The sequence below is a fragment of the Streptomyces sp. NPDC045701 genome (assembly GCF_056432045.1).
In genome coordinates, this window is sequence record NZ_JBWKJV010000021.1 from 91,349 (window position 1) to 115,822 (window position 24,474).

General features: G+C 73.2%; 25 protein-coding genes and 1 riboswitch. Of the genes, 14 read left to right on the plus strand and 11 right to left on the minus strand.

What is annotated here, in order from left to right; all coding sequences use genetic code 11:
• Window positions 1-17: 17 nt before the first annotated feature.
• Complete coding sequence (locus AC07DW_RS21910; protein WP_478859349.1) at window positions 18-959, plus strand: ROK family glucokinase; 942 nt, start codon at window positions 18-20, stop codon at window positions 957-959.
• Between the two features lie 73 nt (window positions 960-1,032).
• Window positions 1,033-1,794: an endonuclease/exonuclease/phosphatase family protein gene (locus AC07DW_RS21915; RefSeq protein WP_478859350.1), complete on the plus strand. Its 762-nt coding sequence runs from the start codon at window positions 1,033-1,035 to the stop codon at window positions 1,792-1,794.
• 20 nt (window positions 1,795-1,814) lie between these two features.
• On the opposite strand, the gene AC07DW_RS21920 is transcribed toward AC07DW_RS21915, so the two are convergent.
• Window positions 1,815-2,378: a hypothetical protein gene (locus tag AC07DW_RS21920; RefSeq protein ID WP_478859351.1), complete on the minus strand. Its 564-nt coding sequence runs from the start codon at window positions 2,376-2,378 to the stop codon at window positions 1,815-1,817.
• Window positions 2,371-3,177, minus strand: a complete 807-nt coding sequence (locus tag AC07DW_RS21925) for an alpha/beta hydrolase (protein ID WP_478859352.1) — start codon at window positions 3,175-3,177, stop codon at window positions 2,371-2,373. Before AC07DW_RS21925 ends, AC07DW_RS21920 begins: the two co-directional genes overlap by 8 nt.
• Before the next feature lie 190 nt (window positions 3,178-3,367).
• On the opposite strand from AC07DW_RS21925, the gene AC07DW_RS21930 reads away from it, so the two are divergent.
• The 4 genes from AC07DW_RS21930 (at window position 3,368) to AC07DW_RS21945 (ending at window position 7,227) form a co-directional block, all read left to right on the plus strand.
• Window positions 3,368-4,162, plus strand: a complete 795-nt coding sequence (locus tag AC07DW_RS21930) for a lysophospholipid acyltransferase family protein (protein WP_478859353.1) — start codon at window positions 3,368-3,370, stop codon at window positions 4,160-4,162.
• A gap of 28 nt (window positions 4,163-4,190) precedes the next feature.
• Window positions 4,191-5,408, plus strand: a complete 1,218-nt coding sequence (gene macS / locus AC07DW_RS21935; protein ID WP_478859354.1) for a MacS family sensor histidine kinase — start codon at window positions 4,191-4,193, stop codon at window positions 5,406-5,408.
• On the plus strand, window positions 5,405-6,076 hold the full coding sequence (locus AC07DW_RS21940) for a response regulator (protein ID WP_478859355.1): 672 nt from the start codon (window positions 5,405-5,407) through the stop codon (window positions 6,074-6,076). Before macS ends, AC07DW_RS21940 begins: the two co-directional genes overlap by 4 nt.
• 122 nt (window positions 6,077-6,198) lie before the next feature.
• The gene (locus AC07DW_RS21945; protein WP_478859356.1) at window positions 6,199-7,227 is read left to right on the plus strand and encodes a 6-phosphofructokinase; all 1,029 of its coding nucleotides are present in this window, start codon (window positions 6,199-6,201) and stop codon (window positions 7,225-7,227) included.
• Window positions 7,228-7,342: 115 nt separating this feature from the next.
• Here the strand turns inward: AC07DW_RS21945 and AC07DW_RS21950 are convergent, their stop codons facing one another.
• Complete coding sequence (locus AC07DW_RS21950) at window positions 7,343-9,220, minus strand: anthranilate synthase family protein (protein WP_478859357.1); 1,878 nt, start codon at window positions 9,218-9,220, stop codon at window positions 7,343-7,345.
• Between the two features lie 118 nt (window positions 9,221-9,338).
• The gene (locus AC07DW_RS21955; RefSeq protein ID WP_071528813.1) at window positions 9,339-9,395 is read right to left on the minus strand and encodes a trp operon leader peptide; all 57 of its coding nucleotides are present in this window, start codon (window positions 9,393-9,395) and stop codon (window positions 9,339-9,341) included.
• Between the two features lie 108 nt (window positions 9,396-9,503).
• Between AC07DW_RS21955 and AC07DW_RS21960 the strand changes: the two genes are divergently transcribed.
• Both AC07DW_RS21960 and AC07DW_RS21965 read left to right on the plus strand, forming a co-directional pair.
• Window positions 9,504-10,850 carry a class II 3-deoxy-7-phosphoheptulonate synthase gene (locus AC07DW_RS21960; RefSeq protein WP_478859374.1) on the plus strand — a complete coding sequence of 449 codons (1,347 nt, stop codon included), beginning with the start codon at window positions 9,504-9,506 and terminating at the stop codon, window positions 10,848-10,850.
• Window positions 10,851-11,106: 256 nt separating this feature from the next.
• Entirely contained in the window at window positions 11,107-11,373 is a 267-nt protein-coding gene (locus AC07DW_RS21965; protein WP_478859358.1) for a (2Fe-2S)-binding protein, read from the plus strand.
• 70 nt (window positions 11,374-11,443) lie between these two features.
• Here the strand turns inward: AC07DW_RS21965 and bfr are convergent, their stop codons facing one another.
• Entirely contained in the window at window positions 11,444-11,923 is a 480-nt protein-coding gene (gene bfr, locus AC07DW_RS21970) for a bacterioferritin (RefSeq protein ID WP_478859359.1), read from the minus strand.
• A 156-nt stretch (window positions 11,924-12,079) separates the two neighbouring features.
• Here bfr and AC07DW_RS21975 point away from each other — a divergent pair, with 156 nt between their 5' ends.
• Entirely contained in the window at window positions 12,080-12,712 is a 633-nt protein-coding gene (locus tag AC07DW_RS21975; RefSeq protein ID WP_478859360.1) for a sulfite oxidase-like oxidoreductase, read from the plus strand.
• A 58-nt stretch (window positions 12,713-12,770) separates the two neighbouring features.
• On the opposite strand, the gene AC07DW_RS21980 is transcribed toward AC07DW_RS21975, so the two are convergent.
• The 5 genes from AC07DW_RS21980 to thiO all read right to left on the minus strand — a co-directional run bounded on the left by AC07DW_RS21980 (window position 12,771) and on the right by thiO (window position 17,956).
• Window positions 12,771-13,625, minus strand: a complete 855-nt coding sequence (locus AC07DW_RS21980; protein ID WP_478859361.1) for a deoxyribonuclease IV — start codon at window positions 13,623-13,625, stop codon at window positions 12,771-12,773.
• 6 nt (window positions 13,626-13,631) lie between these two features.
• The gene (pknB, locus tag AC07DW_RS21985) at window positions 13,632-15,611 is read right to left on the minus strand and encodes a Stk1 family PASTA domain-containing Ser/Thr kinase (protein WP_478859362.1); all 1,980 of its coding nucleotides are present in this window, start codon (window positions 15,609-15,611) and stop codon (window positions 13,632-13,634) included.
• A gap of 126 nt (window positions 15,612-15,737) precedes the next feature.
• Window positions 15,738-16,532: a thiazole synthase gene (locus AC07DW_RS21990; RefSeq protein WP_478859363.1), complete on the minus strand. Its 795-nt coding sequence runs from the start codon at window positions 16,530-16,532 to the stop codon at window positions 15,738-15,740.
• Window positions 16,533-16,535: 3 nt separating this feature from the next.
• On the minus strand, window positions 16,536-16,736 hold the full coding sequence (thiS, locus tag AC07DW_RS21995) for a sulfur carrier protein ThiS (protein ID WP_478859364.1): 201 nt from the start codon (window positions 16,734-16,736) through the stop codon (window positions 16,536-16,538).
• Window positions 16,733-17,956 carry a glycine oxidase ThiO gene (gene thiO, locus AC07DW_RS22000; protein ID WP_478859365.1) on the minus strand — a complete coding sequence of 408 codons (1,224 nt, stop codon included), beginning with the start codon at window positions 17,954-17,956 and terminating at the stop codon, window positions 16,733-16,735. Before thiO ends, thiS begins: the two co-directional genes overlap by 4 nt.
• Window positions 17,954-18,067: riboswitch (TPP riboswitch) on the minus strand. (Overlaps the previous gene by 3 nt.)
• A gap of 456 nt (window positions 18,068-18,523) precedes the next feature.
• On the opposite strand from thiO, the gene AC07DW_RS22005 reads away from it, so the two are divergent.
• From AC07DW_RS22005 to AC07DW_RS22025, 5 genes are all read left to right on the plus strand, one after another.
• Window positions 18,524-19,729 (plus strand): NAD(P)/FAD-dependent oxidoreductase, encoded by a 1,206-nt coding sequence (locus AC07DW_RS22005; RefSeq protein ID WP_478859375.1) that lies wholly within the window; start codon window positions 18,524-18,526, stop codon window positions 19,727-19,729.
• A 61-nt stretch (window positions 19,730-19,790) separates the two neighbouring features.
• Window positions 19,791-20,156 carry an Rv2175c family DNA-binding protein gene (locus AC07DW_RS22010; protein ID WP_478859366.1) on the plus strand — a complete coding sequence of 122 codons (366 nt, stop codon included), beginning with the start codon at window positions 19,791-19,793 and terminating at the stop codon, window positions 20,154-20,156.
• A gap of 70 nt (window positions 20,157-20,226) precedes the next feature.
• Window positions 20,227-20,877, plus strand: a complete 651-nt coding sequence (thiE, locus tag AC07DW_RS22015; RefSeq protein WP_478859367.1) for a thiamine phosphate synthase — start codon at window positions 20,227-20,229, stop codon at window positions 20,875-20,877.
• Between the two features lie 146 nt (window positions 20,878-21,023).
• Complete coding sequence (gene metF, locus AC07DW_RS22020; RefSeq protein WP_478859368.1) at window positions 21,024-21,941, plus strand: methylenetetrahydrofolate reductase [NAD(P)H]; 918 nt, start codon at window positions 21,024-21,026, stop codon at window positions 21,939-21,941.
• A gap of 52 nt (window positions 21,942-21,993) precedes the next feature.
• Window positions 21,994-22,779, plus strand: coding sequence for a hypothetical protein (locus AC07DW_RS22025; protein WP_478859369.1), 786 nt, complete (start codon window positions 21,994-21,996; stop codon window positions 22,777-22,779).
• On the opposite strand, the gene AC07DW_RS22030 is transcribed toward AC07DW_RS22025, so the two are convergent.
• Window positions 22,773-24,287, minus strand: a complete 1,515-nt coding sequence (locus tag AC07DW_RS22030) for a phytoene desaturase family protein (protein WP_478859370.1) — start codon at window positions 24,285-24,287, stop codon at window positions 22,773-22,775. The two genes, AC07DW_RS22025 and AC07DW_RS22030, sit on opposite strands and share 7 nt — an antisense overlap.
• Between the last annotated feature and the right edge of the window lie 187 nt (window positions 24,288-24,474).

Below are 24,474 nucleotides of genomic sequence, written 5' to 3' on the forward strand. Positions count from 1 at the left end.
CGAAAACTGAGGGACACATGGGACTCACCATCGGCGTCGACATCGGCGGCACGAAGATCGCGGCCGGAGTGGTCGACGAGGAGGGCACGATCCTCGACACCCACAAGGTGCCCACCCCGCCGACCGCCGAAGGCATCGTCGACGCGATCTGCGCGGCCGTCTCCGAGGCCGGCAAGGGTCATGACATCGAGGCCGTCGGCATCGGTGCCGCGGGGTACGTCGACGACAAGCGCGCCACGGTCCTCTTCGCGCCCAACATCCAGTGGCGGCACGAGCCGCTCAAGGACAAGGTCGAACAGCGCGTCGGGCTGCCCGTGGTCGTCGAGAACGACGCGAACGCCGCGGCCTGGGGCGAGTACAAGTTCGGTGCGGGCAAGGGCCACGAGGACGTCATCTGCATCACGCTCGGCACCGGCCTCGGCGGCGGCATCATCATCGGCAACAAGCTGCGCCGCGGCCGCTTCGGCGTGGCCGCCGAGTTCGGTCACATCCGGGTCGTCCCGGACGGCCTGCTGTGCGGGTGCGGCAGCCAGGGCTGCTGGGAGCAGTACGCGTCGGGGCGCGCCCTCGTGCGGTACGCCAAGCAGCGCGCCAACGCCACCCCCGAGAACGCCGCGATCCTGCTGGGGCTCGGTGACGGCACCCCCGCGGGCATCGAGGGCAAGCACATCTCCGAGGCCGCCCGCCAGGGCTGCCCCGTCGCCGTCGACTCGTTCCGCGAGCTGGCCCGCTGGGCCGGCGCCGGCCTGGCCGACCTGGCCTCGCTGTTCGACCCCTCGGCGTTCATCGTGGGCGGCGGCGTCTCGGACGAGGGCGAGCTGGTCCTCGGCCCGATCCGCAAGTCGTTCCGGCGGTGGCTGATCGGCGGCCAGTGGCGGCCGCACGCCCAGGTCCTCGCCGCCCAGCTGGGCGGGGAGGCCGGTCTCGTCGGGGCGGCCGACCTGGCCCGCCAGGGCTGACCCACCCCGCTCGTACGACGGTGCCCGCCGCGTCCTCGCCCGGATGCGGCGGGCACCGTCATATCGTGCTCGTATGCCGATCACCGAACTGCCCAACTCGCGCACCGAGCCGGACGGTTCCGCCGTGGTGCGGGTGCTCAGCTACAACATCCGCTCGATGCGGGACGACGAGGACGCCCTCGCGCGCGTGATCCGGGCCTGCGCGCCGGACATCGTGTCCATCCAGGAGGCGCCCCGCTTCTTCCGCTGGCGCAAACACGCGGCCCGGCTCGCCGCGAAGAGCGATCTGCTGGTGCTGGGCGGCGGAGCGACCGCGGCCGGGCCGCTGCTGCTCTGCTCGCTGCGGGCGACCGTGGAGCGGACCGAGGACGTCCTGCTGCCGCTCACCCCCGGCCTGCACCGGCGGGGCTTCGCGACCGCGGTCGTCCGCGTCGGGGGCGCCCGGCTGGGCGTGCTCGGCTGCCACCTGAGCCTCCAGCCCCGGGAGCGGTACGACCAGGCCGGGATGCTCCTCGACCGGCTGGCCGCCCTCGACGCCCCGCACGCGATCGCGGCCGGCGACATCAACGACGAGCCGGACGGGCGCGCCTTCCGGCGGCTGGCGGCCGACCTCCAGGACTGCTGGTCCGTCCGGCCCTGGGGCGGCGAGCACACCTGGAACCCCGGCGAGCCGCACAAGCGGATCGACGCGGTCTTCGCCACCAAGGGGATCGAGGTGCTGGGCTGCGGCGTCCCGCGTCCGCGGGACCTGCCGGGCCTCACGGACGCCGACCTGCGGGCCGCCACGGACCACCTCCCGGTCCTGGCGGCCCTGCGGGTGCCCGCGGTCCCCTGACGGGCCCGAGCGCCAGGGGGTCAGACCACCGCTCCACGACCGGGGTCGTCGCCGTCCTCGTCGTCACCGGTGCGCATCCGGGCCACCAGGGTGGCGAACCCGCCCAGGAACCCGCCGATGCACACCGTGGTGAGCCACCACGTCATGTCCCACCGCAGTATCACGGCGAGCAGCATCAGCACCGGGCCGCCGATGACCCCGAGCCAGGCGAACCTCGCGGTCGCGTCGGCCTCCGGCAGCGGCGGGGGCTCCGGCGGCACGAAGTGACCCTCGTCGGTGTCGTCGAGGTCGTCGTCCCTCGCCTCGGACACCTCGTAGTCGCGCGGCCCCCCGGGGCCGACACCGGGGGCGAACACCACGGAGCCGCCCAGCGGCTTGTCCGGCTTCCCGGGCTCCGGCGGCGCGCTCCCGGGCAGGTCGTTGACGTCGTCCTCCGGCAGGGCCAGGTCCTCGATCGACTTGAAGGGCTTGGCGCCGGGCGGGTCCGCCGGCTCCTCGCCGTACCCGGCGACGATCGCCGCCCAGGCCGCCTCCTCGTCGAACGGCTGCTCGTCCCGCTTGTCCGAGTCGTGCTGTTCAGCCACCGGTCGTGCTCCCTCCCCGGGTCTCCGGCATGGGAAACCCCGACGTGCCGGTACTCGGAGCGAGCCGGCCGACGAACGCGTGGCTCTCCTCGAAGATCCGCTCCGCGTCGTGGTCCAACGTCGCCACGTGGTAGCTCTGTTCCAGCAGGATCTCCTTGACGTCCGTGGAGGAGATCCGGCCGAGGATTTGCGCCGAGTCGGCGGGCGGCACGACGTGGTCCTGCGGGCTGTGCAGCAGCAGCACGGGCTGGGTGACCTGCGGCAGCTCGGCGTCCACCATCCGGAAGAAGCGGCGCATCGAGTGGGCCGCGTGCAGCGGCACCCGGTCGTAGGCGAGCTCCCGCACGCCCTCCTTGGCGATGTCGCTCGCGATGCCGGGCCGCGACGGCACGAGGTGGCGTACGACGGGCAGCGCGTGGGCGGCGGCCCCGTGCACCTTGTTGGCCGGGTTCACCAGGACGAGGCCCGCCACCTCGTCCCCGTGCTTGGCGGCGAGCCGCAGTGCCAGCGCCCCGCCCATGGAGAGGCCGAAGACGAAGACCCGGCCGCACCGCTCCCGCAGTGCGCGCAGCTCGCGGTCCACCTCGGCGTACCAGTCCTGCCAGCCGGTGACCTGCATGTCCTGCCAGCGCGTGCCATGGCCGGGGAGCAGCGGCAGGGACACGGTCAGGCCGCGCTCCGCCAGGTACGCGGCCCACGGCCGCAGCGACTGCGGCGAACCGGTGAAGCCGTGACAGAGCAGCACGCCGACCTCTCCGCCCTCATGGCGGTACGGCTCGGCTCCAGGGAGGACCGGCACCGGGGTCTCCTGTTCGGGGGTTCGATGGGTCTCGGGAAGGTGTACTTCACCGTACGCGACCGGGCTGACACCGACCAGATCCGTCGCCGCCCGCGCCCGACCGGTCAAGGGCCCCTCGCGCGGTCCTCGGGCGGGCCGGGGGCGCCGGTCGGGTTAAGGTCTGATCGACGGAACACAGGAGGCATTCGAGTTGATCTACGGCGCAATGAAGTTCTCCATCGGAGGGTCGCTGAAGCTGGCCTTCAGGCCCTGGGTGGAGGGCCTCGAGAACATTCCCGCCGAGGGGCCGGCGATCCTCGCGAGCAACCACCTCTCGTTCTCGGACTCCTTCTTCCTGCCAGCGGTCCTGGACCGCAAGGTGACCTTCATCGCGAAGGCGGAGTACTTCACCTCGCCCGGCCTGAAGGGGAAGCTCACCGCCGCGTTCTTCAAGGGCGTCGGCCAGCTGCCGGTGGACCGCTCGGGGGCGCGCGGCGCCGGCGAGGCCGCGATCAGGAGCGGTATCGAGGTCATCGAGCGCGGTGAGCTCTTCGGCATCTACCCGGAGGGCACCCGGTCGCCCGACGGCCGGCTCTACCGGGGCAAGCCCGGCGGTCTCGCGCGCGTGGCGCTGGCCACCGGCGCGCCGGTGATCCCGGTCGCCATGATCGACACCGAGAAGATCCAGCCGCCCGGCAAGGTCGTCCCCAAGCTGATGCGCCCGGGTATCCGGATCGGCAAGCCCCTGGACTTCAGCCGCTACCAGGGCATGGACGGGGACCGCTTCATCCTGCGCTCGGTCACCGACGAGGTGATGTACGAGATCATGAAGCTCTCCGGCCAGGAGTACGTCGACATCTACGCGACGGCCGCCAAGCGGCAGATCGCCGACGCGGAGAAGGCCGCCAAGGAGGCCGCGAAAGAGGCCGCCAAGGAGGCGGCGAAGGCGTCCGAGCAGCCGTCCCGGGAGCCGGCGGAGCCCGGGCGCGAGCAGTCCGGCGCCTAGCCGCGCCGCGGGTCCGGGGGTGGGGGAGTTGGCCAGACGCGAGCGCGTCGTCCGCATGTCCGTCGAGCAGCCGCTGTGGCGGGCGCTGTCCGCGTACCGCGTCCTCACCATGGGGTACGCGGTGCTGCTGTTCGTCTTCACCCGGGACCAGTTCGAGCGTCCCTGGGTGGCCGTGGGGTTCCTCGCCGCCCTGTCCGTCTGGACGCTGGCGACGCTGCCCAAGGTGGCCGGTGCCGCCTTCTGCACCACGCGCTTCCTGGTCGCCGACCTGACGGTCGCCCTCACCGGCATCGTGCTGACCCCGCTCGCCGACGTCCACGCCCAGTCGTTCGACGGGCCGACGCTGCCGAGCATCTGGACGGCCGGTTCGGTCCTCGCGTACGCCATCAAGGGCGGCTGGCGCTGGGCCGCGTTCGCATCGTCCCTGGTCGCCGTCGCCAACATCGTCGAGCGCGGCGACCCCAGCCGGGACACCCTGCACAACGTGCTGCTGGTGTGGGTCGCCTCCATAGCGATCGGGTACGTCGTCGAGGTCGCCCGCGCCTCCGAACGGACCCTCGCGCGGGCGCTGGAGATCGAGGCCGCCACCCGCGAGCGGGAGCGGCTGGCCCGTGACATCCACGACTCGGTCCTCCAGGTGCTGGCCATGGTCCAGCGCCGGGGCACGGCCCTGGGCGGCGAGGCCGCCGAGCTCGGCCGGATGGCGGGGGAGCAGGAGGTCGCGCTGCGCACGCTGGTCGCGGGCGGCCTGACCCGTACGTCCCACGTCTCGGAGGACGAGTCGCTGGGCGCCGTCGTCCGCGAGGTGGAGGAACCCGAGGACGGCCCCGGCGACGGACCCACCGACCTGCGCGCCCTGCTCGCCCGGCACGCGGGGGCCCGGGTCACCTTCTCGGAACCGGGCGCCCCGGTGCTGCTGGCGCCCGCCGCGGCGCGGGAGCTGGCGGCCGCTGTCGGTGCCGCCCTGGACAATGTCCGCAGGCACGCGGGTGAGGCCGCCCGGGCGTGGATCCTGCTGGAGGACTGGCCGGACGAGGTGATCGTCACGGTGCGGGACGACGGGCCGGGCATCCCGGAAGGGCGCCTCGCGCAGGCCGAGGGCGAGGGACGGCTCGGCGTCGCGCAGTCCATCCGGGGCAGGCTCCGCGACCTGGGCGGCACCGCCGAACTGATATCGGTGCCGGGGCAGGGCACGGAAGTCGAGCTGAAGGTTCCACGGGACACACGGGGGAAGGCAGGGACATGAACGAGCAGCGGATCAAGGTGATGGTGGTCGACGACCACCCGATGTGGCGGGATGCCGTCGCCCGCGACCTGGCGGAGGCCGGGTTCGACGTGGTCGCCACGGCCGGGGACGGCGAGCAGGCGGTGCGCCGCGCCCGGGCCACCGGCCCGGACGTGCTGGTCCTGGACCTGAACCTGCCCGCGAAGCCGGGCGTCCAGGTCTGCAAGGAGCTCGTCGGCGCCGACCCCGCCCTGCGGGTGCTGGTGCTGTCCGCGAGCGGTGAGCACGCCGACGTGCTGGAAGCGGTGAAGTCCGGCGCGACCGGGTACCTGCTGAAGTCGGCCAGCACCGGCGAGTTGCTCGACGCCGTGCGGCGGACGGCGGCCGGCGACCCGGTGTTCACGCCCGGCCTGGCCGGTCTCGTCCTCGGCGAGTACCGCCGCCTGGCCTCCGAGCCGCAGCCGGCCGCCGGCGCCGACGACCCCAAGGCCCCGCGACTCACCGAGCGGGAGACCGAGGTGCTGCGGCTGGTCGCCAAGGGCCTGAGCTACAAGCAGATCGCCGAGCGCCTGGTCATCTCGCACCGCACGGTGCAGAACCACGTCCAGAACACCCTCGGCAAGCTCCAGCTCCACAACCGGGTCGAGCTGGTGCGGTACGCGATAGAGCGTGGCCTCGACGACGCCTGACGCGTAACTCCCCTACGCCCACCCGGAATTCACCGTTCGTACCGTCCCGGAGTGACGTAGGTCACCACTAGCGTGGCCCCTGTGCGTCTCCATCGTCTCCGTGACGGCGAAGGGAAGATTCCATGCGGGTCGGAGTACTGACCGGGGGCGGCGACTGCCCCGGACTCAACGCGGTCATCCGCGCCATCGTCCGCAAGGGCGTCCAGGAGTACGGCTACGCCTTCACCGGCTTCCGGGACGGCTGGCGCGGCCCCCTGGAGGGCGACACCGTACGCCTCGACATCCCGGCCGTCCGCGGCATCCTGCCGCGCGGCGGCACCGTCCTCGGCTCCTCGCGCACCAACCCCCTCACGGTGCCGGACGGTGTCCGCCGCATCAAGGACACCCTCGCCGAGCACGCGGTGGACGCGCTGATCACCATCGGTGGCGAGGACACCCTGGGGGTCGCCGCGCGGCTGTGCGGCGAGCACGGCATCCCCTGCGTCGGCGTACCCAAGACCATCGACAACGACCTGTCCGCCACCGACTACACCTTCGGCTTCGACACGGCGGTCGGCATCGCGACGGAGGCCATCGACCGCCTCCACACCACCGCCGAGTCCCATATGCGGGTCCTGGTCGTCGAGGTGATGGGCCGCCACGCCGGCTGGATCGCCCTGCACTCCGGTCTCGCGGGCGGCGCCAACGTCATCCTCATCCCGGAGCAGCGCTTCGACGTGGAGCAGGTCTGCTCCTGGGTGACCTCCCGTTTCCGGGCGTCGTACGCGCCGATCGTGGTCGTGGCCGAGGGGGCGGTGCCCAAGGACGGCGACATGGTTCTCAAGGACCGGACGCTGGACGCCTTCGGGCACGTCCGGCTCTCGGGGGTCGGCGAGTGGCTCGCGCGGGAGATCGAGAAGCGGACCGGGAAGGAGGCCCGCACCACCGTGCTGGGGCACGTCCAGCGCGGCGGCACCCCGAGCGCGTTCGACCGCTGGCTCGCCACCCGGTTCGGGCTGCACGCGATCGACGCGGTACGGGACGGCGACTTCGGCGCGATGGTCGCCCTGCGCGGCACGGACATCGTCCGCGTACCGATGGGTGAGGCGACCGCGCGGCTGAAGACGGTGGACCCGGCGCTGTACGCGGAGGTCGGCGTCTTCTTCGGCTGAGGGCGAGGGGGCCGGATGCGGGGCCCGGGGGGCGCGGGAGGCAGGGGGCGGCGCGAACCCCGGGGGCCGGGCCGGGCGCGCGGCGCCCGTTCCCGGCCCTCCAGGCCAGGGGCGCTCACCGCCGGGTGACGTCCAGCGCCCGCACCAGTTCCCGTACGAGCGACGCGCCCCGCAGCGTCAGCACCGACTCGGGATGGAACTGCACGCCGGCGAATTCCGGCGCGCGCAGTGCGTGCACCTCGCCGGTCGCCGCGTCGCGGCTCACCTCGACGCCCCGCGCCGCCAGCCGGGCGGCCGCCTCGTCGTCGCACCGGGCGGTGAAGCTGTTGTAGAAGCCGACCGTCTCCTCCGGGCCGAAGAGGCCGATCCGTACCTGCGCGCCCTGGAACGGCACCGCCTTGCGCACGATCGGCAGCCCCAGCTCGGCGGCGATCAGCTCATGGCCCAGGCACACGCCCAGCAGACCGTGGCGGTGGCCGCGCACCAGCTCGGCGGTCAGCGCCCGCAGCGAGCGCATCTTCGGGTCGGCCGCGTCGCCGGGGTCACCGGGGCCCGGCCCCAGCACCACCGGGCCCTCGTGCGCGAGTGCCGCCTCCCGCAGCCCCGGCTCGTCGAACCGGCGGACCGTGACCCGCAGGCCCGCGGCGCGCAGCAGGTGCGCCAGCATCGCGGTGAACGTGTCCTCCGCGTCGACCACCAGGGCGTGCCCGGCCGGGGCGGCCGCCGCCTCCTGCATCTTCAGCCAGAACGGCGCCAGGTCCGCCCGCCGCCCGTCCAGAGCCGCGCGTACGCGAGGGTCGTCGGCCAGCCGGGGGCGCACGGCCTCCTCGCGCGGCCGCTCGGGGCGCACCCCCAGCGCCGCCAGGACCCCGGCCGCCTTCGCGTGCGTCTCGGCGACCTCACCCGCCGGGTCGGAGTGCTGCACCAGCGTGGCGCCGACCGGGACGCGCAGCTCACCGGTCGCGGCGATGTCGACGGTACGGATGAGGATCGGCGAGTCGAGGGTCTGCGCGCCGCCCGCGTCCGTACCGAGCAGCGCCAGCGCGCCCGCGTAGTACCCCCGCCCGCCGGTCTCGTGCCGCTCGATGACCCGGCAGGCGTTCTGGACCGGCGAGCCGGTGACCGTCGCCGCGAACATCGTCTCGCGCAGCACCTCCCGCACGTCCAGCGACGTCCGGCCCCGCAGTTCGTATTCGGTGTGCGCGAGGTGCGCCATCTCTCTGAGCCGGGGGCCGATCACCACGCCGCCCATGTCGCCGACCGCGCACATCATCTTCAGCTCCTCGTCCACGACCATGGAGAGCTCGTCGGTCTCCTTGCGGTCGGCGAGGAAGCGCAGCAGGTCCTCCGGGGTCGGACCGCCGACGGGATAGCGGTACGTGCCGCTGATCGGGTTCATCACGACCGTCCCGCCCGACATCCGGACGTGCACCTCGGGGCTCGCCCCCACCAGGGTGCGCTCCCCGGTGTGCACGACGAACGTCCAGTACGCTCCCCGCTCCCCGGCCAGCAGCCGCCGGAACAGCGCCAGCGCGTCCCGCCGGCCGAAGCCGGGGATCCGTCCCCGGTAGGTGCGGCGGATGACGAAGTTCGCCCCCTCGCCGCGCCCGATCTCGTCCTCGATGACGCGGCGCACGGCGCCCGCGTACTCCTCGTCGGACACGTCGAAGGCGCCGCCCTCGACCGTCACGTCGTGCGCCGGGAGCTGTTCCAGCGCGGCCACGAGCGGCATCTCGTACGCCTCGTCGGCCACCAGCACCGACAGCGGCGTGCCGTCGTCCCGTACGTCGAAGCCCCGCTCCCGCAGCTGTCGGAAGGGCACCAGGGCGAGGGTCGGTCGGTCCCCGACGGGGAGGTCGGCCAGCCGCTCCGCCTCGTGCACGGCGCCGATCAGCACTTCGACGGTGTCGTGGTCGCGGCCGGGGGTGCGGCGGCGCAGCAGGGCGAAGGGCGGGCAGGAGTCGTCGAGCAGGCGGCTGAGGTCGAGGTCCATGGGCAGCGTTCCTTCCGGGGTGGAGATCCGAGAGGGAGATCCAGGTGGAGAGGAACGGCCCGCCGAAACGGAAGAAGGCCGCCCCCCGGGCGGCCTTCGCGTGTGGTGGTACGCGCAGTCAGTGGGCCGCCGGATGAGCGGTCCACCACCAGTTCTGGGTCGAGTGCGCGAACATGGGCCGCACCCTACCGCACGGGAACCCCGGAAGTTCAAGATTCCCGTCTCATCAGGTGAGCGGCCAGATGGACGAATGGGAACAGGCCGTAAGGTTGTGCACGTGACCGTGAACGCTAAGCCCACCGCAACCGGTGGCAACACCTGGCGAGACCTTCCCGCGGCGCAGCAGCCCGAGTACCCCGATGCCGAGGCTCTGCGCGATGTGATCGCGGACCTCGAGGCGTATCCGCCGCTCGTCTTCGCGGGCGAGTGCGACCAGCTGCGCGCCCGGATGGGAGCCGTCGCCAGGGGCGAAGCGTTCCTGCTCCAGGGCGGCGACTGCGCCGAGGCATTCGACGCCGTGTCGGCCGACCACATCCGCAACAAGCTCAAGACCCTGCTCCAGATGGGCGCCGTGCTGACGTACGCCGCGTCCGTCCCCGTCGTGAAGGTGGGGCGGATCGCGGGCCAGTACTCCAAGCCGCGCTCCAAGCCGACCGAGACCCGCGACGGGGTGACGCTGCCGACGTACCGCGGCGACTCCGTCAACGGCTTCGCCTTCACCGAGGAGTCGCGGATCCCGGATCCGGAGCGGCTCAAGCGCATGTACCAGGCGTCCGCCTCGACGCTGAACCTGGTGCGCGCCTTCACCACCGGCGGCTACGCCGACCTGCGCCAGGTCCACGCCTGGAACCAGGACTTCGTGAAGTCGTCGCCGTCGGGCCAGCGCTACGAGCAGCTGGCGCGGGAGATCGACAACGCGCTCAACTTCATGAAGGCGTGCGGCACCGACCCGGCCGAGTTCCGCACGGTCGAGTTCTTCGCCTCGCACGAGGCGCTGCTGCTCGACTACGAGTCGGCGCTCACCCGCGTGGACTCCCGGACCGGGCAGCTGTACGACACGTCGGGCCACATGGTCTGGATCGGTGAGCGCACCCGCCAGCTGGACGGCGCGCACATCGAGTTCGCGTCGCGCATCCGCAACCCGATCGGCATCAAGCTCGGCCCGACGACCACGGTCGACGAGGCGCTGACGTACGTCGACCGCCTCGACCCCGAGCGGGAGCCGGGCCGGCTGACCTTCATCGTCCGGATGGGCGCCGACAAGGTGCGGGACAAGCTGCCCGAGCTGGTCGAGAAGGTCACCGCCTCCGGTGCCACCGTGGCCTGGGTGACCGACCCGATGCACGGCAACACCTTCGAGGCGGCCTCCGGCCACAAGACGCGTCGTTTCGACGACGTGCTCGACGAGGTCAAGGGCTTCTTCGAGGTCCACAAGGAGCTGGGTACGCACCCGGGCGGCATCCACGTGGAGCTGACCGGTGACGACGTCACCGAGTGCGTCGGCGGCGGCGACGAGATCTTCGTCGACGACCTGCACCAGCGCTACGAGACGGCCTGCGACCCGCGGCTCAACCGCAGCCAGTCCCTGGACCTGGCGTTCCTGGTGGCGGAGATGTACCGCGACCAGTGAGCCGGTGACAGGCGACCGGTGACAGATCACCGGTCACGGGTGACCGGTGACCAGGGATCCCTGGCCGGTCGTGACCGTGCCTGGTTGTGCCTGGCCGAATATCGCCTTGACGTACCGATGGGGCGCGGATCGTGTGATCCGCGCCCCATCGTCGTTCGCCGGGCTTTTGCACGCCATGGCCGTTGGGTAAGGTTAGGTTAGCCTCACCGATCAGGGCGGGGTGCCCAGTCTTCGATCCCGTCGATCCCGCAGGGAGGTGAACCGCGTGTACGTCTGCTCGTGCTTCGGTGTCACCGAGAAGCAGGTCAAGCAGCACGCGGACGCCGGTGCCTGCACGCCCCGCCAGATCGCGTCGGCCTGCAAGGCAGGCACGGACTGCGGATCCTGCGTACGCCGCATCCAGGCGATCCTCGGTCGCGGGAACTGCCCCCGGCGCGAGCTGGTGGACCAGGGCATGCCGGCGCTCACGGGCGCCGGACTCGCCGACGCGGTGGACGCGGCGGAGCTGCCCGAAGCCGCTTGAGTCCGCGGTCACGGGTGCGAGCGCGGGGCCGGACGGGCTCCCTCGGCGCCGCGGGGCCGGACGGGGCGGGTCAGCTGTCCGGCTGTTCGATCAGCTGGGTGATGTAGAGCGCCTCGCCGAGCTTCTCGACCAGCTCCAGCTGCGTGTCGAGGTAGTCGATGTGGTGCTCCTCGTCCGCCAGGATGGACTCGAAGATGTTCGCGGACGTGATGTCGCCCTTGTTGCGCATGACCTCGATGCCGCGCCTGAGCCGGTCGATCGCCTCGACCTCGACCTGTCGGTCCGCCTGGAACATCTCCGTGACCGTCTGGCCGATGCGGACGTGGAACAGCCGCTGGTAGTTCGGCAGGCCGTCGAGGAAGAGGATCCGGTCGGTCAGCACCTCGGCGTGCTTCATCTCGTCGAACGACTCCGCCCGGGTGTACTTGGCGAGCTTCGTCCACCCGAAGTTCTCCTGCATCTTGGCGTGCAGGAAGTACTGGTTGATCGCCGTCAGCTCGGCGGTGAGCTGCTCGTTGAGGAACTCGATGACCTCGGGGTCGCCCTGCATCGCAGAGGCTCCTTCCGCGCTGGTGAAAGGGGCAGATGTCGCGCAGTCTCGCACTGCGGGCCGGGGGCGTCCAGTAAGTGCATGCTTAGTAGGAGTTGCCCGAATAGGACTCTTCCCTGGTCGTGACCACCCCTCCCGGTCTGTCACCATTGAGGCATGGGTCAGCCAGGGAGCGGGGAACACCGGGCAGCAGGGGAGTCCGAGCTTCCGCCGGGACAGCGACTCCAGCGCGGCTGGCCGGTCACCCACTACGGGCCGGTCCCCAAGTTCAAGCCGGACCGCTGGGAGTTCAGGGTCTTCGGAGCCACGGCGGGCGGCGACAAGCACTGCTGGAACCACGAGGAGTTCTCGGCGCTGCCGTTCTCGACGGTCGTGGCCGACCTGCACTGCGTGACGAAGTACAGCATGCTGGGGGCCGAATGGGGTGGGGTGCCCGCCCGTACGGTCCTGGAGCTCGCACCCCCGGCCGCGAACGTCACGCATGTGATGGTGTGGGCCGAGTACGGCTTCAGCGCGAACATGCGGCTCTCCGACTTCGCCTCGGACCGAACGATTTTCGCCACGCACAAGGACGGTGAGCTGCTCACCGCCGAGCACGGCTTCCCGCTGCGGCTGATCGTGCCGCACCTGTACGCCTGGAAGGGCCCCAAGTGGGTCAGGGGCGTGGAGTACATGACCGCCGACCGCCGCGGCTTCTGGGAGGAGCGGGGCTACCACAACATCGGCGACCCGTGGACGGAGCAGCGGTACTCGTACCAGGAGGAGCCGGGGGACGGCCCGGAGCTCTGAGCACCCGGCGGTGGTGTCGGGGGCGCCATCGCGCCCGTATACCCCCCGGGGTATGTCCTCAACTGTCCCGGAGCTTCTTGAGCCGCTCGATGTCGGCCGCGTGTCCTTCCTTGCCGCCGGGCGTCTCGATCACCAGGGGGACGCCGTCCGCCGCCGGGTGGCGCATCAGCTCGCGGAACGGATCCTCGCCGATGTGACCGGCGCCGATGTTGGCGTGGCGGTCCTTGTGGGCACCCACGACGTCCTTGGAGTCATTGGCGTGGATGAGCTTCAGCCTGCCCTCGCCGACCGTCTCGACGAGCAGGTCCAGGGTCTGCCGCACGCCGTGCTCGCCGGTCAGGTCGTGCCCGGCGGCGAAGATGTGGCACGTGTCGAGGCAGATCCCAAGCTTGGGGTGGGAGTCCAGGGCCTCGAAGTACGGCCCGAAGTCCCAGGTGCGGGAGCAGAGGGAGAAACCCTGTCCGGCCGTCGACTCCAGCAGCAGCAACGGGTCGTCGTCGTGGTCCAGCTCGTCCAGCAGCGGCAGCATGTGCGTGCGCACCTGGGCCAGGGCCTCCTGCCGGGGGCGGCCGCCGGTCGCCGAACCGGTGTGCACCACCACGCCCAGCGCGCCGATGTCCCGGGCGCGACGCAGCGAGTGACGCAGGGACGCCACGGAGAACTCGACGGTCGCCTCCGTGTGGGAGCCGAAGTTGATCAGGTAGGGGGCGTGGACGTACGCGGGTATGCCCTCGACGGCGCACTCCTCGCGGAACAGCTCGTCCTGGACCGGATTGCCGACCGGTGTCGCCCAGCCGCGCGGATTGGCGACGAAGACCTGGACGGCTTCGGCGCCCACCTCGCGGGCGTAGGTGAGGCCGGTCTTGGCGAGGCCGCCGGCCACGGGAACATGGCCGCCGACTGCGTTGCTCATGTGCTTCTAGAGTCCCTTGGTCTTGATGGTGATGGTGCTGCCCTCGGGGGCCCGGTCGCCGCCGCCGACGGACTGGCTCTCCACGGTGTCGCCGAGGAACGGGAAGTTCTTCTCGACCTTCACCTCGAACCCGGCGCCCTCCAGCTCCTCCTTGGCGTCGTCGACGTTCTTGCCGGTGACGTCGGGAACGGCCACCATGCGCGGGCCCTTGGAGACGGTCAGTGTGACCGTGTCGCCCTCGGCGGCCCGGCCGCCGGCGGAGAGGGACTGGGCCGCCACGCTGCCCGCCCGCTGAGCGGAGTGGACCCGCGCGGCGGCGACCTTCACGGTGAGCCCGGACTCCTCCAGCGTACGGGTCGCGTCCTCGACGGTGTCGCCGGTGACGTCCGGCACGTCGACGGGGGCGCCCCTGCTCACGACGAGGGCGACCGCGGAGTCCGGCTTGCGCGCGGTGCCCGCCTTCGGGTCGGTGCTGATGACCGTGTTCTTCTCGAACTCCTGGCTGAACGCCTTGGTGACCTTGCCCAGGGCGAGTCCGGCCTCCGCGAGCTCGCGCCCGGCCTCGCCGAGCGGCAGGCCCCTCAGGTTGGGGACCTTCACGGTCTCCGGGCCCCGGGAGATGGTCAGGGTCACCGAACCGTTGCCGCGGACGCGCTCACCGGGAGCGGGGTCGGCGGCCATCACGGTGCCCCGTTCGTACGCGGTGCTGTAGTCCCGCTCGACGCCCTTGACGTCCAGTCCCGCGTCGGCGAGCCGCTTCTCGGCCTCCGCCTGGGTCCGGCCGAGCACGGTGGGGACGCGGGTGAACTGCCCCGAGTTGATGTACCAGACGCCCGCGCCGACGCCCAGGACCAGCAGTACGGCGACGACGGCGGCGACCATGCCGCGGCGGGCGTTGCCCGCGTTGCCGAACGGGAGGCGGGCCGGACGAGCGGCCACCGCGGCCGGGCCGGGACCGGGCGGCGGGGGCACCGGCAGCCGGCTGGTGCGCTGGACGCCGTCGCCCCCCTCGAAGCCGCCGCTGCCGACGTCCTCGCCGGGCAGCGGGCGCGCGATCACGCTGGTGGGGCTCTCCGAGCCGGTGCCGGCCGCGCCCTCGGGCTCCGCCCGGACCTGCGGCGGGACCAGGTCGAGCTGCTCGTCGCCGAGCGCCGCGCGGGCCTCGCGCGCCTGGGCGAGGAGCGCCACCGCGTCGTGCGGGCGCACCTCCGGGTTGCGCGCGGTGGCGCTCGCCACCAGGTCGTCCAGCTCGACCGCGAGGCCGGGGACGAGGGCGGAGGGTGCCGGGACGTCGGCGTTCAGGTGCTGGTAGAGGACCTGCGCGGGGGTGTCGCCGGCGTGCGGCTTGGCGCCGGTCAGCATCTCGTACAGGACGACGCCGCAGGCGTACACGTCCGCGCGGGTGTCGGCGGTGCCGTGCTCGATCTGCTCGGGCGCCAGGTAGGACACGGTGCCGAGGACGGACCCGGTGGTGTTGGTGGCCGCGCCGACCGCCCGGACGAGGCCGAAGTCGGCGACCTTCACCCGGCCGTCGTCGCCTATCAGGACGTTCTCGGGCTTCATGTCGCGGTGGACGAACCCGGCCCGGTGCGCGGCCCCCAGCGCGGCGAGCACCGGCTCCAGGATGTCGAGCGCCGCCCGGGGCCGGAGGGCGCCGCGCTCGCGCAGGACGTCGCGGAGGGTGCAGCCGGCGACGTACTCCATCGCCAGGTAGACGTACGCCCCGTCGGCGCCCTGGTCGAACACGCCCACCACATTGGGGTGCGACAGCCGGGCCACGGACTTGGCCTCGCGGATGAAGCGCTCCACGAAGGCCGCGTCGGTCGCCAGGGCGGGGTGCATCACCTTCAGGGCGAGCACCCGGTCGAGCCGGGTGTCGAGGGCACGGTAGACCGTGGCCATGCCACCGACGGCGATGCGCGCGTCGACCCGGTAGCGGCCGTCGAGCAGCTGGCCGACGAGGGGGTCGTGCAGGGTCGTATCCACCCGCCCGAGTCTACGAGCCCGGACCGGCACCCCCGCCGCCCCGTCCCCGCCCCGGCCTGGACTGCGGCCGACCTGTGACACCGGCGCGGCGGGCGCCCGGCCCGTGGAGCGGGCGCCGCGCCGGGGTCAGAACGCCGGCCGCTCAGGGTCCAGCGCCGCCCGGCCCTCCACGGGGGAGGATGCCTCCGCGAAGTGCCGGCGCGGGATCCGCCCCGCCCGGTGCGCCAGCCGGCCCGCCTCCACCGCGTGCCGCATCGCCTCGGCCATCAGCACCGGCTCCTGCGCGCGCGTGACCGCCGACGCCAGCATCACCGCCGCGCACCCCAGCTCCATCGCCAGCGCCGCGTCGGACGCCGTCCCGGCACCCGCGTCCAGGATCACCGGCACGCGCGCGTGCTCCACGATCAGCTGGAAGTTGTGCGGGTTGCGGATGCCGAGACCGGAACCGATGGGCGAGCCCAGCGGCATGATCGCCGCGCAGCCGACGTCCTCCAGCCTGCGGGCCAGCACCGGGTCGTCGTTGGTGTACGGCAGCACCGTGAAGCCGTCGTCGACCAGCGTCTCGGCGGCGTCGAGCAGCTCGATCGGGTCGGGCAGCAGGGTCCGCTCGTCCGCCACGACCTCCAGCTTGATCCACTCCGTGCCGAGTGCCTCGCGCGCGAGGCGGGCGGTCAGCACCGCCTCGCCCGCCGTGAAGCAGCCCGCCGTGTTGGGCAGGACCCGGATGCCGAGCCTGTCGAGGACGGACAGGACGGAGCCCTGCACGGTCGGGTCGAGGCGGCGCATGGCCACGGTGGTCAGCTCCGTGCCGCTGGCGGCGAGGGAGCGCTCCAGGACGTCGAGGCTGGGCGCCCCGCCGGTGCCCATGATCAGCCGGGAGTCGAACGTGGTCCCGGCGATGGTGAGACGGTCGTCTGCCACGGGTCAGCCCCCCTGGACGGCGGTGAGGACCTCGACCCGGTCGCCCTCGCCGAGGACGGTCGCCGGCCACTGGCCGCGCGGGACGACGGTCTCGTTGACGGCGGCGGCGACCCCGGAGGGCGCCGTGGTGAGCGTGGCGACCAGGGCGTCGAGGGTGGTCGGGCCGGCGAGCCGTCGGGCCTCGCCGTTGACGGAGACGTTCATGACACTCCTGCCGGAGAGAGGGAGGGGGAGGTGGTCGGCGAGACGGACGGGGAGGCGGGTGACGGCCCGAAGCGGGCCGGGGTGAAGGCCCGGGCCGGCTCGGGGAGCTCCCCGGTGGTCAGCACGGTGGCCATCACGTCCCCGGTGACGGGGGTCAGCAGCACCCCGTTGCGGTAGTGCCCCGTCGCCAGGTGCAGACCGGGCAGCGCCGTGGGGCCGAGCAGGGGAGCGTTGTCGGGGGAGCCCGGCCGCAGCCCCGCGCGGGTCTCGGTCAGCGGCAGCTCGGTGATGCCGGGCACCAGCTCGTGAGCGTCGCGCAGCAGCTCGTACACTCCGCCCGCGGTGACCGTGGTGTCCCAGCCGAGCTCCTCGCTCGTCGCCCCGACCACCAGCTCGCCGTTCTCGCGGGGCACCAGGTACACCTGGCTGCCGCGCACGACCGCCCGGACCGTACGGCTGAGGAAGGGCGCGTACGCGCGGGGCACGGACAGCCGCAGCACCTGCCCCTTCACCGGCCGTACCGGCGGCAGCACCTCCTCCGGTACGCCACCGAGCCGGCCGCTCAGGCTGCCGGCCGCCAGCACCACTTGGCCGGCGCCCGCTTCCGTGCCGTCGTCCAGCACCGCTCCCGCCGCCCGCTCGCCGGTCACGACCAGCCGCTCCGCCCGGGCGTGGTGGAACACCACTCCGGACCGCTCGCACGCGGCCACCAGGGCGGCCGCCAGCCGGCGCGGATCGACCTGGTGGTCGCCGTCCACCCGGAGCCCGCCGCGCACCCCGGGCGCCAGCAAGGGCTCCAGGCGGCGGCACTCGCGGCCGGTCAGCCACTCCGACCGCAGGCCCGAGCGCTGCTGGAGGGCGTGCAGCTCCCGCAGGTGGGCGCGGTCGTCGGCGTCCAGGGCGACGGCGAGGGTGCCGCACGCGCGGTAGCCGACGTCCATGCCGCCGGCCGCCTCCTGGAGTTCGGCGACGAAGTCCGGGTAACGGCGCGCCGACTCCAGGTTCAGCCCCAGGAGCGTCTCCTCGCCGTAGTGGAGCTCGGTGACCGCGGCGAGCATGCCCGCCGCCACGCGCGCGGCCCCGCCGCCCGGCTCGGGGTCGACGACGGCGACCCGCAGCCCGTGCTGCGTGGCCCGCCAGGCCGTGACCAGGCCGATGATCCCGCCCCCGACGACCAGGACGTCGGAGGTCGTGCGCGGACCTGTCGTACGTGGATGCATGGGCGTCCAGCCCCTCCCTTCGCCGGCATGACCCGGATCAGGTTCGTACGGTCGGAGGCCGTCCCAGCCTCCCTCTCAGCCCGGTGCGTCCGGGCTCCCGCGAGTGCTCTGCGGTGGCCAGACTAACCCCACCCGGGGACCCGCTGTAAGGGAGCTTCACCCTGGTGTGGTCGCGCCGCGGGCTCTCACCCCCGCCGTCGGCCGGGGGACACCCACGGCCGGTGGCCGACCGCGCCCCGGCCAGGTCGGTCCAGCGGCCTGCGTCGCGTACCGCGGTGTGGACGGCCGCGGCGGCCCGCGTGCACGGGCGGTGGCGTGGCGTGCGGGCACCTCGCCGGCGGTCGCGGGGGAGATCGTCTCGACTTTCGGTACGTCCGGCTGGACCGTGACCGGCCGCACGGGTGTCGGGGCGCGCCGCTACCACGATCGCGGAGCCCGGCGGCGGGCGCGTTCGGCCGTCGGAGACGCGGGAAGGGGAGTCCCAGGAGGGCGGTGGCGCCGGTGCCGTGGGGCGGCTCCCTTCCTGACATCGTGTCAGCTGCGTAAGGTGGGCGGGTGAGCGAGCGGATGGAAGCGGAGCGGCGCGTCGTCGTCGTCGGTGCCGGGATGGCGGGTGTGCAGACGGCGGTGGCGCTGCGCGAACAGGGCTTCACCGGCCCCGTGCGACTGATCGGGGCCGAGCCCCACCAGCCGTACGACCGGCCCCCGTTGTCCAAGGCGGTGCTCCTGGGCACGGCCGAGGGGTCGGCCTTCGACGTGGACTTCGAAGCGCTCGGCATCGAGCTGAGCCTGGGGGTCGAGGTCACCGCCCTGCGCCCCGACGCGCACGAGGTGGACACCGGGACCGGGCCGGTCCCCTACGACGTCCTGGTCGTGGCCACCGGTGCCCGACCGGTCGCGCTGCCCGGCTCCGAGGGCGTGCGCGGCGTCCACCTGCTGCGCACCCTCGACGACGCCGAGCGGCTGCGCCCCGTCCTGGCGGACAAGCACGACGTGGTGGTGGTCGGTGCCGGGTGGATCGGCGCCGAGTTCACGACGGCCGCCCGCGAGGCCGGTTGCGCGGTCACCGTCGTCGAGGCCGCCGACCGGCCGCTCGCCGGTGCGCTGCCCGCCGAGGTCGCCGCCCCGATGGCCGAGTGGTACGAGGAGAGCGGCGCCACGCTCCTGACGCACGCGCGCGTGGGCCACCTCGAACCGGGCGAGGTCGCCCTGGAGGACGGCCGGCTGCTGCCCGCCGAGGCGGTGGTCGTCGGTATCGGCGCCCGGCCCGCCACCGGGTGGCTGGCCGGTTCGGGCATCGCGCTCGGGCCGGAGGGCGCGGTCGTCGCCGACGAGCACCTGCGCACGTCCGCGCCCGACGTGTACGCCGTGGGCGACTGCGCGTCCTTCCCGTCGGCGCGCTACGGCGAGCGGCTGATGGTGCACCACTGGGACAACGCCCTCCAGGGCCCGCGCACGGTGGCCGCCGCCGTGGTCGGCGAGGTCCCGCGGCCGTACGACCCGGTGCCGTACTTCTGGTCCGAGCAGTTCGGGCGGTTCGTGCAGTACGCCGGCCATCACGCGGCCGCGGACACGCTGGTGTGGCGGGGCGACCCGGCCGGTGCCGCCTGGTCGGTGGCGTGGCTGCGCCGGGGTGCCCTGGTGGCGCTGCTGGCGGTGGGCCGCCCGCGCGACCTGGCGCAGGGGCGCAAGCTCATCGAGGCGGGCACACCCCTCGACCCCGAGCGCGTCGCGGACTCGTCGGTCCCGCTGAAGTCGGCCGCCCGGGGGTAGCGGAGGCAGGTCCGGCGTAGCCCGGGTACCGACTGTCGGTGCGGGATGGCACGCTAGTGCCGTGACCGAGATTGACGCAAAGATCGATGCTCTCGTCCCCGCCTGGCTCCACCTGCCCGACATCGCGGAAACGCTCGATGTCGAGGTGACGCGTGTGCGGCAGCTGGTCAAGGAGGGCCAGCTGATCGCCGTGCGCCGCGGCGAGAACAGGACGCTCCAGGTGCCGGCCGCCTTCATCAAGGACGGCAAGGTGGTGAAGGGCCTCTCCGGGACCCTGACGCTCCTGAGGGACGACGGCTTCACCGACGAAGAGATGCTCGAGTGGCTCTTCACCCCCGACCCGACCCTGCCGGGCACGCCCGTGCAGGCGCTCAGCGAGAATCGCGGCACGGAGGTGAAGCGCCGCGCCCAGGCGCTCGCCGTCTGACGCCCTGAGTCCCGGCGCCGTACGCCGGGCGGAAGACCGACACCGCCGCACCCAACGGGGGGAACACCGCATGTCCACCGCACGCGCCCGGCTGGCCGACGCCCGGCTCTACCTCTGCACGGACGCCCGCAAGCGGCAGGGTGACCTGCCGGACTTCCTCGACGCGGTGCTCGCCTCCGGCGTGGACATCGTCCAGCTGCGCGACAAGGGCATGGAGGCCGGCGAGGAGCTGGAGCACCTGGCCGTGTTCGCCGACGCCTGCCGGCGGCACGGCACGCTGCTGGCGGTGAACGACCGCGCCGACGTGGCGCACGCCATCGGCTCCGACGTGCTGCACCTCGGCCAGGGCGACCTGCCCGTCCCGGCCGCCCGTGCCGTCCTGGGCGACGACGTGCTGATCGGCCGCTCCACGCACGCGGAGGCGGAGGTGGACGCGGCGGTCGCCGAGCCCGGCGTCGACTACTTCTGCACCGGCCCCTGCTGGCCCACGCCCACCAAGCCGGGGCGGTACGCCCCCGGACTGGATCTCGTGCGGTACGCGGCGTCGCTGGACCAGCGGCGGCCGTGGTTCGCGATCGGTGGCATCGACGCGGCCAACCTGGACGAGGTGCTGGACGCCGGCGCCCGCCGGATCGTCGTCGTCCGGGCGATCACCGAGGCGGACGACCCGGCCCGGGCCGCGGCGGCGCTGGCGAAGCGGGTCCGCGAGCGATCCGCCTAGGAGGTGTCCGGAGAGCGCTCCTCCGGAGCGGTCACCGCCCACCCACCCTGTCCACGAGTGTCCACAGAGTGGACAACAACCCGGCAAAAGCGACAAAACACCCCGCTCCGGTTGGGTGACGACCGGCCCGTGGCTAACCTGCCGGTATGGCCCTTGGCACACCTTCCACCAGGACAGATCGCTCACGAACGGTGCGCGATCTGCTCGCGACCGGCAAGACGACGTACTCCTTCGAGTTCTGGGCGCCCAAGACCGAGAAGGGTGAGCGGAACCTCTGGAACGCGCTGCGCCGGGTCGAGGCGGTGGCCCCGAGCTTCGTCTCCGTGACCTACGGAGCGGGCGGGTCCACGAGGGCCGGGACGGTCAAGGCCACCCAGGAGATCGCCGCCGACACCACCCTCACCCCCGTCGCGCACCTCACGGCCGTCAACCACACCGTCGCCGAACTGCGCAACATGATCGGCCAGTACGCCGACGCCGACATCAGGAACATCCTCGCCGTCCGGGGCGACCCGCCCGGCGATCCGATGGGCGAGTGGGTCCCGCACCCCCAGGGTGTGCGGTACGCCGCCGACCTGGTCCGGCTGATCAAGGAGTCCGGCGACTTCTGCGTCGGCGTCGCCGCTTTCCCCGAGATGCACCCGCGCTCCACCGACTGGGACACGGACGTCCGGCACTTCGTGGACAAGTGCCGGGCGGGCGCGGACTACGCGATCACCCAGATGTTCTTCCTGCCCGAGGACTATCTGCGGCTGCGCGACCGGGTCACCGCCCAGGGCTGTGAGACGCCGATCATCCCGGAGATCATGCCGGTCACCAGCGTCAAGCAGATCGAGCGGTTCGCTCAGCTCAGCAACGCCCACTTCCCGCCCGCGCTGAAAGAGCGGATCCTCGCCGTCAAGGACGATCCGGCCGCTGTACGCTCCATTGGCATCGAGTACGCGACGGAGTTCTGCGCGCGGCTGCTCTCCGAGGGTGCCCCCGGATTGCACTTCATCACGCTGAACAACTCCACCGCGACGCTCGAGATCTACGAGAATCTCGGACTGCACGAGCAGTCCTGACCGGTCGTACCCGCCACGTCCCGGGGCGGGGGGCCGTACGAGAGGGGCGGGCATGGGCTGGACGGTCCTCTACATCGCATTCGGTGTCGTGGCGTTGTGGTTGCTCGGTGAAGTGCTCCTGCAGTACAAGGCCCGGCTGCGCTGGCGGCTGCTCGCCTTCGCCGGGTTCCTCGGCGTGGTCCTCGGCGTGCTGCTGCCGTCCGTCCCCGTGATCGCGGCGGGTGCCATCGCCTTCGCGATCGGTCAGACCTACGTCACGCTCTCCTTCCGGCGCGGCTTCTCGACCGGCTGGGCGATCGGGGGCAGGCCGGGGGCCAGCCGCCGTCGCAGGGCCGGGGGCGCCGCCGCCGGGCCGACCCTGGAGGTCTCCGACCTCGCCTACGAGGAGCAGGAGCCGTCGCCCGCCGAGAGCACGGCGGTCTACGCCCCCGAGCCGCTGCCGGACGACACCGGGCAGTACGGCGTCTACGACGAGCCGGCCCCGGCCGCCCACGCCGCCCCGACGCCCTCGTACGACGGCGGTTTCGGCACCTACGCCGCCACCGAGTACGACCAGCACGGCACCTACGCCACCACCGCGTACGACTACGGCACGACGGGGGAGCAGAGCTACGCCGCGTACTCCGACCCGTACATCGGCACCGCCCCGTACACCCACGGCCACGACTACGGCGGCCAGCAGCAGTACGCCGACCCCTACGCGCCCCAGTACGGCACGGACACCCCGCCCGGCGGCGTCTGGGTCCCGCAGCAGCGCGACGGCGAGTACCAGGCCCCGCAGCAGCCGCCGTACGGCTACGACCAGGGGCAGGGCCAGGCCGACCCGTACCGCTACTGAGAGCCGCGGAAACCCGCGCCCTCCACGATCAGACCCGCCACCAGAGCCCCCGACATCCCGGCGTGCGCGAGCCCGCCGCCCGGGTGCGCCCAGCCCCCGGCGAAGTACAGCCCGCCCAGCGGTGCGGGATTGGCGGCGGGCAGCAACGAGCCGCCCGCGCCCGCCAGCGCCGGCCCGGGCACCTGGAACACGCCCGTCTCCCCGAACGTGTCGGCCGGGGTGCGCACCACCCGCCACAGCAACCGCTCCCGCAGACCGGGCACGGCGGCCGCCGCGGCCTCCACCATCCGGTCGGCGAACGCCTCCGCGGCCGGCCCCCCGGCCGTACCCCAGACGTTCTCCGACGCCCACAACCCGCCCGCCGCCACGGTCGCGGTGACCGTCACCGACTCGTGCCCCCCGTCCGGGCGCAGCCGCTCGTCGTCGGGGCGCAGCACCACGACGGTCGGCCGCTCGCACAGCCGCCCCCGCGCGAGGGCGTCCAGCTCGTCCTCCCGGTCGGCGGAGTGCACCACCGTCCGGTGCACGGCGCCCGCCTCCCGCGCGCCCCGCAGGGCCAGGCACACGGTCACCCGGCCCGTCGGCACGGCCTGCTGGTACCGCGGCCATTCGTCCGTGCTCTCCCACTCCAGGACCTGGTCCCGGTACAGCGCGGGCAGCGGGGCGCCCGCGACCACGTGGTCCGCCTCGACCGTCTCCCGGCCGCCCAGCTCGACGCCCACGGCCCGCCCGTCCTTCGCCAGGACGGCCGTCACCGGCGTACCGAAGACGAATTCGACCTTCCGCGCCCGGCACCGCTCGTACACGGCGTCCGCCAGCGCCCGGATCCCGCCGCTCACGTACCAGCTGCCGAACGTCTGCTCCATGTAGGGCAGCACGGCGGCGGCAGCGGGCGCCGTCGCCGGGTCGAAGCCGTACGCCAGGGCGTGGCTCTCCAGGAGGGCCGCCAACCGGGGGTCGCGCAGCTCGCGCCGCCCCACGTCGGCGAGCGTCACCGCGGGGCGGCGCAGCAGGCCGGTCCTGAGTGCCGGGTACGGGTCGCGCGCGAAAGGCGTGACATCGGCCGGCAGCGGCTCCTCCAGCAGCGGCCTGCGCGAGCGGTCCCAGGCGTCCCGCGCACGGTTCAGGAACGCGCCCCACCGCGCCCCCGCGCCGCCGCCGAGCGCCGTGTCCAGTGCCGAGACGATGCCGGCCCGCGAGGCGTTGGGCAGCGACACCGCGGTGCCGTCGGCGAAGACGTGGCGGCTCGCGGGGTCGACCTGGGTCAGCCCGACGCACCGCTCCAGCGGCTCCTTGCCCGTCTTGACGAACAGGTCCCGGTACACGGCGGGCACGTGCAGCAGCCCCGGTCCGGTGTCGAAGGCGAAGCCGTCGCGCGCGAACCGGCCCACCGCGCCGCCGTACGTCCGGGTCCGCTCGTACACCGTCACCCGGTGCCCCGCCACCGCGAGCCGGGCCGCCGCCGCCATGGCGCCCATCCCCGCGCCGATCACCACAATCCGTGCCATGCCAGGGACCTTATCCGGCCCCACCGACACCTCCGCCGGGCGGGCGGCCCACGCGCGCGTGGGCCCGGCCACGCCCCTCTGAGTACCCGTACCTAGTGTCCTGCGCCGGGAATTCGTTGGATTAGTAAGCTGTCTCCATGGCGAAGATGGGGCGGCCGATGGCCGAGCTGGTGTTGTCGGAGGATGA